The organism is Roseateles aquae (assembly GCF_032337115.1).
Classification (GTDB): domain Bacteria; phylum Pseudomonadota; class Gammaproteobacteria; order Burkholderiales; family Burkholderiaceae_C; genus Roseateles_C; species Roseateles_C aquae.
Genome location: NZ_JAVXZY010000001.1, coordinates 398,111 through 411,018, shown reverse-complemented (window position 1 = coordinate 411,018; position 12,908 = coordinate 398,111). Strand labels below are relative to the sequence as shown.

At 63.2% G+C, this 12,908-nt stretch carries 11 protein-coding genes; 9 read left to right on the top strand and 2 right to left on the bottom strand.

Features of this window, described 5'->3' with window-relative positions; all coding sequences use genetic code 11:
- Positions 1 to 978, top strand: a complete 978-nt coding sequence (rpoS, locus tag RQP53_RS01810; RefSeq protein WP_434064036.1) for an RNA polymerase sigma factor RpoS — start codon at positions 1 to 3, stop codon at positions 976 to 978.
- A gap of 86 nt (positions 979 to 1,064) precedes the next feature.
- Positions 1,065 to 2,429: a 23S rRNA (uracil(1939)-C(5))-methyltransferase RlmD gene (gene rlmD, locus RQP53_RS01805; RefSeq protein ID WP_315648274.1), complete on the top strand. Its 1,365-nt coding sequence runs from the start codon at positions 1,065 to 1,067 to the stop codon at positions 2,427 to 2,429.
- 148 nt (positions 2,430 to 2,577) lie between these two features.
- Here rlmD and RQP53_RS01800 read toward each other — a convergent pair whose 3' ends face one another.
- Positions 2,578 to 3,270 (bottom strand): Bax inhibitor-1/YccA family protein, encoded by a 693-nt coding sequence (locus tag RQP53_RS01800; RefSeq protein WP_315648273.1) that lies wholly within the window; start codon positions 3,268 to 3,270, stop codon positions 2,578 to 2,580.
- Positions 3,271 to 3,438: 168 nt separating this feature from the next.
- On the opposite strand from RQP53_RS01800, the gene RQP53_RS01795 reads away from it, so the two are divergent.
- From RQP53_RS01795 to RQP53_RS01775, 5 genes are all read left to right on the top strand, one after another.
- Complete coding sequence (locus RQP53_RS01795) at positions 3,439 to 3,843, top strand: GlcG/HbpS family heme-binding protein (RefSeq protein ID WP_315648272.1); 405 nt, start codon at positions 3,439 to 3,441, stop codon at positions 3,841 to 3,843.
- Positions 3,844 to 4,100: 257 nt separating this feature from the next.
- Positions 4,101 to 5,273, top strand: a complete 1,173-nt coding sequence (gene carA / locus RQP53_RS01790) for a glutamine-hydrolyzing carbamoyl-phosphate synthase small subunit (protein ID WP_315648271.1) — start codon at positions 4,101 to 4,103, stop codon at positions 5,271 to 5,273.
- A gap of 24 nt (positions 5,274 to 5,297) precedes the next feature.
- A complete protein-coding gene (gene carB / locus RQP53_RS01785; RefSeq protein ID WP_315648270.1) occupies positions 5,298 to 8,564 on the top strand; it encodes a carbamoyl-phosphate synthase large subunit in 3,267 nt (1,088 codons plus the stop codon).
- 86 nt (positions 8,565 to 8,650) lie between these two features.
- A complete protein-coding gene (greA, locus tag RQP53_RS01780; RefSeq protein WP_315648268.1) occupies positions 8,651 to 9,127 on the top strand; it encodes a transcription elongation factor GreA in 477 nt (158 codons plus the stop codon).
- Between the two features lie 10 nt (positions 9,128 to 9,137).
- On the top strand, positions 9,138 to 9,614 hold the full coding sequence (locus RQP53_RS01775; protein WP_315648266.1) for a DUF4149 domain-containing protein: 477 nt from the start codon (positions 9,138 to 9,140) through the stop codon (positions 9,612 to 9,614).
- On the opposite strand, the gene RQP53_RS01770 is transcribed toward RQP53_RS01775, so the two are convergent.
- Positions 9,592 to 10,065: a YhbY family RNA-binding protein gene (locus RQP53_RS01770; RefSeq protein ID WP_315648265.1), complete on the bottom strand. Its 474-nt coding sequence runs from the start codon at positions 10,063 to 10,065 to the stop codon at positions 9,592 to 9,594. The genes RQP53_RS01775 and RQP53_RS01770 overlap by 23 nt on opposite strands.
- A gap of 31 nt (positions 10,066 to 10,096) precedes the next feature.
- Between RQP53_RS01770 and RQP53_RS01765 the strand changes: the two genes are divergently transcribed.
- The gene (locus RQP53_RS01765; protein ID WP_315648264.1) at positions 10,097 to 10,765 is read left to right on the top strand and encodes an RlmE family RNA methyltransferase; all 669 of its coding nucleotides are present in this window, start codon (positions 10,097 to 10,099) and stop codon (positions 10,763 to 10,765) included.
- A gap of 158 nt (positions 10,766 to 10,923) precedes the next feature.
- On the top strand, positions 10,924 to 12,825 hold the full coding sequence (ftsH, locus tag RQP53_RS01760; protein WP_315648263.1) for an ATP-dependent zinc metalloprotease FtsH: 1,902 nt from the start codon (positions 10,924 to 10,926) through the stop codon (positions 12,823 to 12,825).
- Positions 12,826 to 12,908: the final 83 nt, after the last annotated feature.

The window sequence follows — 12,908 nt, the reverse complement described above, 5'->3', positions numbered from 1 at the left end:
ATGAAAGATCTTGCCCCTCGCCCTGATTTGAACGGCACCGCGCCACCAGGTGAGGGTGCTGCCGAGCCACTTGACGACGAAGTCTCCGCTGAACGCGCCAGCCTGATGCTGCCGCAGGGCGAGGTCGAGCTGGGCAACGCCTTGCAGGCCTATCTGCGCGATATTCGTCGCACGCCGCTGCTGACCCCGCAGGAAGAGTACGACACCGCCGTTCAGGCCCGCGCTGGCGACTTCAAGGCTCGTCAGTCGATGATCGAGCACAACCTGCGCCTGGTGGTCAGCATCGCCAAGAACTACCTGGGTCGTGGTCTGCCGATGAGCGACCTGATCGAGGAGGGCAATCTCGGTCTGATGCACGCGATCGGCAAGTTCGAACCCGAGCGCGGCTTCCGCTTCTCGACCTACGCGAGCTGGTGGATACGCCAGAGCATCGAGCGTGCCTTGATGCACCAGGCGCGGCTGGTGCGGCTGCCTGTGCACATCGTTCGCGAACTGAACCAGGTGCTGAAGGCCAGACGGGCGCTGGAGGCGGTGGCCAGCCAGAATGGCGCCGAGGCCCAGGTGCGCGCGGACGAAGTTGCCGCGGCACTCGGGCGTCCACTGGAGGAAGTGGCCGAGCTCTTGGCCTATGCCGAGCTGCCCAGCTCGCTGGATTCGCCGGTCGACCGCAATGGCGAAGGGGGCGAATCCATGGTCGATCTGGTTGCCGACGAGCACGCCATCGACCCGATGGGTCTGCGCCTGTCTCACGAGGTTGAGGCCCTGTTGAGCCACGGCCTGGCAGCGCTGAACGAGCGCGAGCGCGAAGTGCTGGCCGGGCGCTACGGTCTGGCTGACCGCGAGCCCGAAACTCTGGATGTGCTGGCCCACCGTCTGGGCCTGACGCGGGAGCGGATTCGGCAGATCCAGATCGAGGCGATCAGCAAATTGAAGCGCAACATGATGCGTCACGGCATCAACAAGGACGCGATTTTCTGAGGCTGATGCCTGCGTTTGGTGCCGGTTGCTGCGGGGCGGGTTCTGGCCAGCGCTGAGCCCCTCGCCAAGCCTGGGATAATCGCTGGATGACTCAAGTTTCTGAATGGCTCAAGGTCGAATCCCTGGACCTTGATGCGCAGGGCGTCGCCCACAATCCCGAAGGCAAGGTGGTCTTCATCGAGGGCGCGCTGCCCGGTGAGGAAGTCCAGGTTCAGGTCGGCCGCAAGAAGAACAACTGGGAGCAGGGCAGCCTGGTGGCGCTGCGCCGCGAGAGTTCGCAGCGGGTGCAGCCTGGCTGTCCGCACTTCGGTCTGCACGCTGGCGCCTGCGGGGGCTGCAAGATGCAGCATCTGCATGTGGCGGCCCAGGTCGCCGTCAAGCAGCGGGTGCTGGAAGACAACCTCTGGCATCTGGGCAAGGTCAAAGCCGAAATGCTGGCGCGGCCCATCGAAGGGCCGGCCTGGGGCTACCGCTACCGGGCGCGTCTGTCGGTTCGCTATGTGGCCAAGAAGGGCGAGGTGCTGGTCGGCTTCCATGAGCGCAAGAGTCGCTATGTGGCCGATATGCAGGTCTGCAAGGTGCTACCGCCCAAGGTCAGCGGCATGCTGATGCCATTGCGCCAGCTGATCGCCAGCATGGATGAGCGTGATCGGCTGCCGCAGATCGAGCTGGCCATTGGCGATCGCGGCGGCGATCAGGTGATCGCGCTGGTGCTGCGCAATCTGCAGCCGCTTGGCGATGCCGACAAGGCGCGGTTGCGCGCCTTTGCTGCCGAGCACGGTGTGCAATGGTGGCTGCAGCCCAAGGGGCCGGACACCGTGCATCTGCTCGATGAAGGTGGCAGCGAGCTGGCCTACACCTTGCCCGAGTTCGGCGTCGTGATGCCTTTCAAGCCGACCGATTTCACCCAGGTCAACCACCACATCAACACGGCGCTGGTCGGGCGCGCCTTGCGCCTGCTGGACGTGCAGCCCGATGAGCGTGTGATCGACTGGTTCTGCGGCCTGGGTAATTTCACCTTGCCGCTGGCCACCCAGGCCCGCGAGGTGCTGGGCATCGAGGGCAGCGAGACCCTGGTGGCCCGCTCACGCGAGAACGCCAAGCGCAATGGCCTGCAGGCCAAGACCAGCTTTGTGGCCCGCAATCTCTTCGAAATGACGCCGGAAGTGCTGGTGGCCGATGGTCAGTCCGACCGCTGGCTGGTGGACCCGCCGCGTGAAGGTGCTTTCGCCTTGGTCAAGGCCTTGGCCGATATTGCCCAAGACCCGTCGCTGGCGCCGGGTTGGACGCCGCCCAAGCGCATCGTCTACGTCAGCTGCAATCCCGCGACCTTGGCCCGTGACGCCGGCCTGCTGGTGAATCTGGCAGGCTACCGTTGCACCACGGCCGGTGCGGTCAATATGTTCCCGCACACCTCGCACGTCGAAAGCATCGCCGTCTTCGAACGCTGATTGACGCGACACCAAGTAAAAGGGCTCCCGTTGGGAGCCCTTTTTGCGCCGCGCACAAGGCGCTACATCAAGCAGAGCGCGCGGATCCGGCTCTGCCGGTCCATCGGGCTCGCCCCCTTGAGGGGGCCGGCGCAGCCGGTAGGGGGTGTTAGTCTCTGTCCCCGCCAAAAATGCCCAGCAGTTGCAGCAGGCTCTGGAACACGTTGTAGATGTCCAGATAGATGGCCAGCGTGGCGCTGATGTAGTTGGTTTCGCCGCCGTCGATGACGCGCTTGACGTCATAGAGCATGAAGGCCGAGAAGATGCCCATGCACAGCACCAGCATGGTCAGCATCAAGACCGACGACTGCAGGAAGATATTGACCAGGCCAGCGACCAGCAGAATGACCGCGCCGACGAAGAGGAACTTGCCCATGCCGGACAGGTCACGCTTGATCACCGTAGCCAGCGAAGCCATGGCCAAGAAGATCGCGCCGGTACCGGCGAAGGCCGTCATGATCAGCGAGGCACCGTTCTTGAATCCGAGCGTCCAGGTCAGCAGATTGGACAGCATCAGCCCCATGAAGAAGGTGAAGCCGAGCAGGGCGTAGACGCCGGTGCTGGAGTTCTTGGTTTTCTCGACGACGAACATCAGTCCGTAGGCGCCGACCAGGAACAGGATCAGGCTCGGGCCCGTGCCCAGGGTGGCGAGAATGCCGGTGCTGACGCCGATCCAGGCGCCCAGCACCGTTGGCACCATGGACAGTGCCAGCAGCCAGTAGGTGTTGCGCAGCACGCGCTGCCGCTCGGCGGACAGGCCGGTGCCCAGGGTGCTCGAGTATTGGCCTTGAACGTCGTACATAAATCCTCCAGATCTTCAGTTCAGCCCGCGACAGCCTTCCGGCCCTCGCTGGGGTACACCGATTCTATGGTGTTCAGATGCGGCGTCTGTTTTGCATTTGTGACCATGAATGCAGCCGCCGACAGCGCTAAAGTGCGGCCTCCTTTCCCAATTTCAAGTGTTGCCGCGATGAAGCAAAAACCCTATCTGAGCCTGGATGAAGTCAAGCGCATGGCCGCCGCGGCCGAAGCCGAGGCGCTGGCCAATCAATGGGCCGTCAGCATCGCCATCGTCGACGATGGCGGGCACCTGCTGTGGCTGCAGCGTCTGGATGGCGCCGCGGCCATCTCCGCGCAGATTGCCCCTGCCAAGGCGCATACCGCAGCGCTGGGACGGCGCGAGTCCAAGGTTTATGAGGACATGATCAATCAGGGGCGTGTGTCCTTCCTGAGCGCGCCTGGCCTGGATGGTTTGCTGGAAGGTGGCGTGCCGGTCATGGTCGATGGCTTCTGCGTCGGGGCCATCGGTGTCAGCGGCGTGAAGTCCAGCGAAGACGCACAGATTTGTCGAGCAGGTATCGCCGCCCTGGCTTGAGGGGGCGGCCGCAGGCTGCATGACAGGTGGCGGACCGTTTCAGTTCGATGCGGCCGTGCATTTTTGTGCGCGAAAGGGCTCGGTAAATACCCTGCTGGGTTATACTCAGCAGGTTTACCCGCAACCCACCGCACCCAAGCGAAACTCCTCCCGTTTCCACCACCGGATTCAGGCTCTCTGACGGCTCAGCGCGCCCGCGCGCTATGCTGCCAAGCGAAAGAGCAGAGCTGGGCGCGCGCACAATAACGGAGTTACCCGTGCTGCCCGATCTGCCTGCTTTTTTCAACACGGCGCCCGCCGCGATTCTCGCCCTGGCAGACGGCACGGTCTTCAAAGGCACCTCGATAGGTGCAGCCGGTCACACCATTGGCGAGGTGGTGTTCAACACCTCGCTGACCGGCTACCAGGAAATCCTCACCGACCCCAGCTATTGCCGCCAGATCGTCACGCTGACGTATCCGCACATCGGCAATTACGGTGTCAACGACGAGGACGTCGAGGCTTCGAAGATCCATGCCGCTGGCCTGATCATCAAGGAAGCGCCCGTCCTTGATTCCAACTTCCGCAAGACCCGCACGCTGACCCAGTACCTGAAGGACGAGGGCACGGTGGCGATTGCCGACATCGATACCCGCCGCCTGACCCGCGTGCTGCGCCGCACCGGTGCACAAAACGGCTGCATCCTGGCCCTGGCCGCTGGTGAGCAGATCAGCGATGCGCACATCGCCGACGCGATTGCCCGCGCACAAGCAGCACCGAGCATGGCCGGCCTGGACCTGGCCAAGGTAGTCAGCCGCAGCGAGCGCGAGAGCTGGACCCAAACCGAGTGGCAGCTGGGCAAGGGCTATGGCGAGCAGGCGCAGCCGCGCTTCCATGTCGTCGCCTTTGACTTCGGCGTCAAGCACAACATCCTGCGCATGCTGGCCTCGCGCGGCTGCAAGATCACCATCGTGCCGGCGCAGACGCCGGCCTCTGAGGTGTTCGATCTCGAACCCGATGGCGTCTTCCTGTCCAACGGCCCTGGTGACCCCCAGCCTTGCGACTATGCGATCAAGGCGGCCGCGCAGCTGATCGAGGCCGGCATCCCCACCTTTGGCATCTGCCTGGGTCACCAGATCATGGCGCTGGCCTCCGGAGCCAAGACCTTTAAGATGAAGTTCGGCCACCACGGCGCCAACCATCCGGTCAAGGATCTGGACAACGGCCGCGTGTCGATCACCAGCCAGAACCACGGCTTTGCCGTCGATGCCGACAGCCTGCCGGCCAATCTGCGCGCCACCCACATCAGCCTGTTCGACGGCACGCTGCAGGGCCTGGCCCGCACCGACAAGCCGGCCTTCTGCTTCCAGGGTCACCCTGAGGCAAGCCCTGGCCCCCACGATATTGCATACCTGTTCGACCGCTTCATCGGTCTGATGGCCAAGGCCTGATTCGGGACGGATGGAGTAGAGAAAATGGCAAAACGCACAGACATCAAGAGCATCCTCATCATCGGCGCCGGCCCCATCATCATTGGCCAGGCCTGCGAGTTCGACTATTCCGGCGCTCAAGCCTGCAAGGCGCTGCGCGAAGAGGGCTACAAGGTCATCCTGGTCAATAGCAATCCGGCGACCATCATGACCGACCCGGACACGGCCGACGTCACCTATATCGAGCCCATCACCTGGCAGGTGGTCGAGAAGATCATCGCCAAGGAGCGGCCCGATGCGGTGCTGCCCACCATGGGCGGTCAGACCGCGCTGAACTGCGCGCTGGATCTGCACAAGCACGGCGTGCTGGCCAAGTACAAGGTGGAGATGATCGGCGCCAACGAGAAGGCGATCGAGAAGGCCGAAGACCGGCTGAAGTTCAAGGACGCGATGACCAAGATCGGCCTGGACTCGGCCAAGTCCGGCATCGCGCATTCGCTGGAAGAGGCCTGGGGCGTGCAAAAGCGCATTCACGCCGAGATCGGCGGCAGCGGTTTCCCGATGGTGATCCGGCCCAGCTTCACGCTCGGCGGCACCGGTGGCGGCATTGCCTACAACCCCGAGGAATTCGAGGAAATCTGCAAGCGCGGTCTGGACCTGTCGCCGACCAACGAACTGCTGATTGAAGAATCGCTGATCGGCTGGAAGGAATACGAGATGGAAGTGGTCCGCGACAAGGCGGACAACTGCATCATCGTCTGCTCGATCGAGAACCTCGACCCGATGGGCATTCACACCGGCGACTCCATCACCGTCGCCCCGGCCCAGACGCTGACCGACAAGGAATACCAGCTGCTGCGCAATGCCTCGATCGCCATCCTGCGCGAGATCGGCGTCGACACCGGCGGCTCCAATGTGCAGTTCTCGATCAACCCGCGCGATGGTCGCATGGTGGTGATCGAGATGAACCCGCGTGTCTCGCGCTCCTCGGCGCTGGCCTCCAAGGCGACCGGCTTCCCGATCGCCAAGATCGCTGCCAAGCTGGCTGTTGGCTACACGCTGGACGAGCTGCGCAACGACATCACCGGCGGCGTGACGCCGGCCTCGTTCGAGCCTTCGATCGACTATGTGGTCACCAAGATCCCACGTTTTGCCTTCGAGAAGTTCCCGATGGCCGACTCGCACCTGACGACTCAGATGAAGTCGGTCGGCGAAGTGATGGCCATGGGCCGCTGCTTCCAGGAGTCGTTCCAGAAGGCGCTGCGCGGCCTGGAAACCGGCATCGACGGCCTGACCGAGCGCTCGACCGATCGCGAGGAAATCGTGCAAGAGATCGGCGAAGCCGGCCCCGAGCGCATCCTCTTCCTGGCCGACGCCTTCCGTGTCGGCATGAGCTTGCAGGAAGTGTTCGACGAGACGGCCGTGGACCCCTGGTTCCTGGCTCAGATCGAGCAGCTGATCCAGATCGAGAAGAGCCTGGCCGGTCGCACGCTGCAAAGCCTGTCGACCGACGAGCTGCGCTTCCTGAAGAAGAAGGGCTTCTCCGACAAGCGCATTGCCAAGCTGCTGGGCACCAACCAGCACGAGGTGCGCCGCAGCCGCCACGCCCAGGGTGTGCGCCCGGTCTACAAGCGCGTCGACACCTGCGCGGCCGAGTTCGCGACCGAGACGGCCTATATGTACTCCACCTATGACGAGGAGTGCGAGGCCGAGCCGACCGACAAGAAGAAGATCATGGTGCTGGGCGGTGGCCCGAACCGCATCGGCCAGGGCATCGAGTTCGACTACTGTTGCGTCCATGCCGCGCTCGCCATGCGCGAAGACGGCTACGAGACCATCATGGTCAACTGCAACCCTGAGACCGTGTCGACCGACTACGACACCAGCGACCGTCTGTACTTCGAACCGGTGACGCTGGAGGACGTGCTCGAGATCGTCGCCAAGGAAAAGCCGGTCGGCGTGATCGTCCAGTACGGCGGCCAGACGCCGCTGAAGCTGGCACTCGACCTGGAAGCCAATGGCGTGCCCATCATCGGCACGACGCCGGATTCGATTGACATCGCCGAAGACCGCGAGCGCTTCCAGAAGCTGCTGCACGAGCTGGGTCTGAAGCAGCCGCCGAACCGTACCGCGCGCCGTGAAGACGAAGCGGTGCAACTGGCCAACGAGATCGGCTATCCGCTGGTGGTGCGCCCCAGCTATGTGCTGGGTGGCCGGGCGATGGAAATCGTCCACGGCGACAAGGATCTTGAGCGTTATATGCGCGAGGCGGTGCGCGTGTCCGACAAATCGCCGGTGCTGCTGGACCATTTCCTGCAAGACGCCGTCGAGGTCGATGTCGACTGCATCTCCGATGGCACCGATGTGATGATCGGCGGCATCATGGAGCACGTGGAAGCTGCGGGCATCCACTCGGGCGACTCGGCCTGCTCGCTGCCGCCCTACACCTTGTCGGCCGAGCTGCAAGACGAACTGCGCCGCCAGACCGCTGCGATGGCTCGCGCGCTGAAGGTCGTTGGCCTGATGAATGTGCAGTTCGCCATCCAGGGCAATGTCAGCAAGGGCCTGGCGGATAACCAGGTCTATGTGCTGGAAGTGAATCCGCGCGCCTCGCGCACGGTGCCCTTCGTGTCCAAGGCCACGGGCCAGCAACTGGCCAAGATCGCAGCGCGCTGCATGGCCGGCCAGAAGCTGGCCGATCAGAAGGATCGCCTGGGCCGTGTGCCGGCCGAGGTCGTGCCGCCTTACTTCAGCGTCAAGGAAGCGGTGTTCCCCTTCAACAAGTTCCCTGGCGTCGATCCAATCCTGAGCCCCGAAATGCGCTCGACCGGTGAGGTGATGGGGGCAGGGCGCACCTTCGGCGAAGCGATGCTGAAGAGCCAGCTCGGCGCCGGCTCGCGTCTGCCCCGCCAAGGCAATGTGCTGATCACGGTGAAGAACGCCGACAAGGCCCGCGCCGTGGCGCTGGCCCGCGATCTGCATGCGCTGGGCTTTGGCGTCGTCGCCACCAAGGGCACGGCGGCCAGCATCGCCGAAGCCGGCGTGCCGGTGCGGGTGGTCAACAAGGTCAAGGACGGCCGGCCGCATATCGTTGACATGATCAAGGGCGGCGACATTCAGCTGGTCTTCACCACTGTCGACGAAACCCGTACCGCGATTGCCGACAGCCGGCACATCCGCCAGTCGGCGCTGGCCAACCGGGTGACCTACTACACGACGATGGCAGGCTCCGAGGCGGCGGTTGAAGGGATGAAGCACAAGGACGGCCTCTTGGTGCAATCCCTCCAGGAATTGCACGCCGAACTGCACTAAACTCGCGCTCGTTCTCCGGTCCGCCGCCGCGGCTCAGGTTTCCTGAGCGGCCGCGGCGGATTCATTTTGTCTTTCAAGGTTGACCCATGGCCACGATCCCATTGACCGTACGCGGCGCTGAAAAGCTCAAACAAGAACTGCATCAACTGAAGTCGGTTGAGCGCCACGCCGTGATCAACGCCATTGCCGAAGCGCGTGCTCAGGGCGACCTGTCCGAGAACGCCGAGTACGAGGCCGCCAAGGACAAGCAAGGCTTTATCGAAGGCCGCATTCTTGAGATCGAAGGCAAGCTGGCGGCGGCGCAGATCATCGATCCGGCCTCGGTGGATGCCGGCGGCCGCATCGTGTTTGGCACCACCGTCGATCTGGAAGAAGAAGCCAGCGGCGCCGAGGTGACCTACCAGATCGTCGGTGACGACGAAGCCGACCTGAAGTTGGGCCTGATCTCGATCAGCTCGCCGATTGCGCGCGCGCTGATCGGCAAGGAAGCTGGCGATGTGGCCGAGGTGCAGGCGCCTGGTGGCATCAAGCGCTACGAGATCGTCGAGGTCCGCTACGTTTGAGGCCGGGGCTGTGACGCTCTATCGGCTGCGCGCCCTGCTGGCCGCCCTCTGGGGCGGCCTTCTGCTTTGCATTGCCGGCGTTGCTGCGCCGGCGGCTTTTGCCGTGCTGGAGCGAGCGCAGGCTGGCAAGCTCGTGGCACGATTGTTCGAGCGCGATGCGCAGATCGGCTTGCTGCTCGGGCTCTTGCTGATGATGATGGAGCGGCGCTTGCAGCGCGATGGGCAGGAGCGCGAGGGCATGCAGCAGCGCGCCGTGTTCAATCCGGAGTTGCTGCTGCCATTGCTGGCCATGGTCTGTGTGGTGGCCGGCTATTACGCGCTGCAAGGGCCAATGCAGGCGGCACGCGAGGGGCAAGGCAGTTGGTCGTTCGCCGCCCTGCATGGCATATCGCTGCTGTTCTTTGGCATCAAGACCGCGGCGGTGCTGATGCTGGCCTGGCGCGCTGCCAGGCCGATGGCTGCAATCAGTCTGCCTGCGTCTTCTTGACGCTGGTGGTGCGGCGCTTGGCGCGCTTGATTTCGCCGCCCTGGGCGACGCGCTGGTTGCCCAGCAACTGCACCTTCTTGATCTGCGGGCGGTGATTGCCGCTCTTGGAGAACTTGACGATCTTGACCACCTTGGGGCCGGGGCGGGCGTCTTCACGCTCGGCCTTTTCCTTGGGCGGCATCGGGCGCCACAGCACCAGCAGCTTGCCGATGTGCTGAATCGGCGCGGCATCGAGTTGATCGGCCAGGGCGGCGAAAATCGATTCGCGGCCTTCCCGGTCGTCCGACATCACGCGGACCTTGATCAGTCCATGGGCGTTCAGGGCCGCATGGGTTTCTTTCACGACGGCGGGCGTGAGTCCGTCCGAACCTATCATCACCACGGGGTCCAGGTGATGGGCTTCGGAACGCTTTTCCTTGCGCTGGGCAGGGGTCAATTGAATCGCAGGCATGGCGGTATTATCGCCGCCTGAGCGGTAAAACATGAAAATCGATAGCAAAAGCAAGAAGATCAACAAAGCCTGGTTGCACGATCACGTCAGTGATCCCTATGTGAAACAGGCCCAGCGCGAAGGCTATCGCTCCCGCGCCGCCTACAAGTTGAAGGAAATCGACGAGGAGCTCAAGCTGATCAAGCCGGGGCAGGTCGTCGTTGATCTTGGTGCGTCGCCGGGGGCCTGGAGCCAGTACCTACGCCGCCGCTTTGCACCCAAGGAGGCGGGTGCCGGTGGTGCGGCGGTGGGACAGCTCAATGGCACCATCATCTCGCTCGACCTGCTGGAATTCGAGCCCATCGAGGGCGTCCAGTTCATCCAGGGCGACTTCCGCGAAGAGGCCGTGCTGCAGCAGCTGGAAGCGGCGCTGGCTGGTCGTGCCGTCGATGTGGTGGTGTCTGATATGGCGCCCAATCTGTCCGGCATTGACAGCACCGATGCTGCCCGCATCTCACACCTGATCGAGCTGGCCATCGACTTTTCCAAACAGCATCTGAAGCCCGAGGGCGCGCTGGTGGCCAAGGTGTTTCATGGCAGCGGCTACAGCCAGCTGGTCGAGCTGTTTCGGCAGAGTTTCAAGAAGGTCAAGCCGGTCAAACCCAAGGCATCGCGTGATCGCTCGGCCGAAACCTTTTTGGTAGGCATCGGTCTGAAATAGTGCGCCGCGCGCCAGCGTGTGCCGAGTTTGGCAATCTCTATCGCTGCGCAAGGGAATGCCAAACGGTAGGGGGGGCTTGACTGCAATAGAATCAACCCCATATGCCGTGCATCAGCCGCAGCTCATGCGGCGAATGTCGAATGGAATAAGGAGTCGCGGTGAACAATCAGTGGTTCTCGAAAGTAGCTGTTTGGATGGTGATCGCCCTGGTGCTGTTCACCGTCTTCAAGCAGTTCGATCGGGGCGCAGTGCAGGGCACCCAGATCGGGTACTCCGAGTTTCTCGATGAAATTCAGGCGCGCCGCGTCAAACAGGTCACCATCCAGGAAGGTAGCGGTGGCACCGAGATCATCGCGCTGACCAATGACGACAAACGCCTGCGCGTCACCGGCACCTATCTGGACCGCGGTCTGGTCGGTGATCTGCGCAACAACGGCATCAAGTTCGACATCAAGCAGCGCGAAGAGCAGTCACTGCTGATGAGCCTGCTGGTCAGCTGGGGCCCGATGCTGCTGCTGATTGGCGTCTGGGTGTACTTCATGCGTCAGATGCAGGGCGGCGGAAAGGGCGGTGCCTTCAGTTTTGGCAAGAGCAAGGCCCGGATGCTGGATGAGGCCAATAACTCGACCACCTTCGCCGATGTCGCGGGCTGCGATGAAGCCAAGGAAGAGGTCAAGGAGTTGGTTGACTTCCTGAAGGACCCGCAAAAATTCCAGAAGCTGGGCGGCCGTATCCCTCGTGGCGTGCTGCTGGTCGGCCCTCCGGGTACCGGCAAGACCTTGCTGGCCAAGGCGATTGCCGGCGAGGCCAAGGTGCCGTTCTTCTCGATTTCCGGCTCTGACTTTGTCGAAATGTTCGTCGGTGTCGGCGCGGCTCGTGTTCGCGATATGTTCGAACAGGCCAAGAAGAGCGCGCCTTGCATCATCTTCGTCGACGAAATCGACGCCGTCGGTCGCCATCGTGGCGCCGGCCTGGGTGGCGGCAACGATGAACGCGAGCAGACGCTGAACCAGATGCTGGTCGAGATGGATGGCTTCGAGACCAATCTCGGCGTCATCGTGATGGCAGCGACCAACCGGCCTGACATTCTCGACCCCGCACTGCTGCGCCCGGGCCGTTTCGACCGCCAGGTCTATGTGACCCTGCCCGATGTGCGTGGCCGCGAGCAGATCCTGAACGTCCATATGCGCAAGGTGCCGGTGGGGCAGGACATCCGTGCCGACATCCTGGCCCGTGGCACGCCTGGTTTCTCCGGTGCCGATCTGGCCAATCTGGTCAATGAAGCCGCCCTGTTCGCCGCGCGCCGCAATGGCCGCGTGGTCGAGATGGTCGACTTCGAGAAGGCCAAGGACAAGATCATGATGGGCCCCGAGCGCAAGTCCATGGTCATGCCCGAGGAAGAGCGCAAGAACACGGCCTATCACGAGGCTGGCCATGCGCTGGTCGCGCGTCTGATGCCCAAGACCGACCCGGTTCACAAGGTCACGGTGATTCCGCGTGGCCGCGCACTCGGCGTGACGATGCAGCTGCCTGAAGGCGATCGCTACAGCATGGACAAAGAGCGCATGCTCTCGACCATCTCGGTGCTGTTTGGTGGCCGCATCGCCGAAGAGGTGTTCATGAACCAGATGACCACCGGCGCCAGCAACGACTTCGAGCGCGCCACGGCGATTGCCCGCGATATGGTCACCCGCTATGGCATGACCGATGAGCTGGGTCCCATGGTTTACGCCGAGAACGAGGGCGAGGTCTTCCTTGGCCGTTCGGTGACCAAGACCACCAGCATGTCCGAAGAGACCATGCGCAAGGTGGACTCTGTGATTCGCCGCATCATCGATGAGCAGTACTCGATCGCCCGCAAGCACATCGAGGAAAACATGGACAAGATGCATGCGATGGCCAAGGCCCTGCTCGAGTGGGAAACCATCGACGCCGACCAGATCGACGACATCATGGATGGTCGCCCGCCGCGTCCGCCCAAGGATTGGACGCCGCCGGCCGGCGGTCGGCCCGATGGGGGTGCCGCCACGGTGAGCGCCAGCGCTGCGGCTGCGGCTTGAGCAAGTGCGCTTAAGCTAAGTCGCCATACCCAGATGCACGGGGCCCGTCCGCAAGGACCGGCCCCAATTTCTTTGCCGAGTCG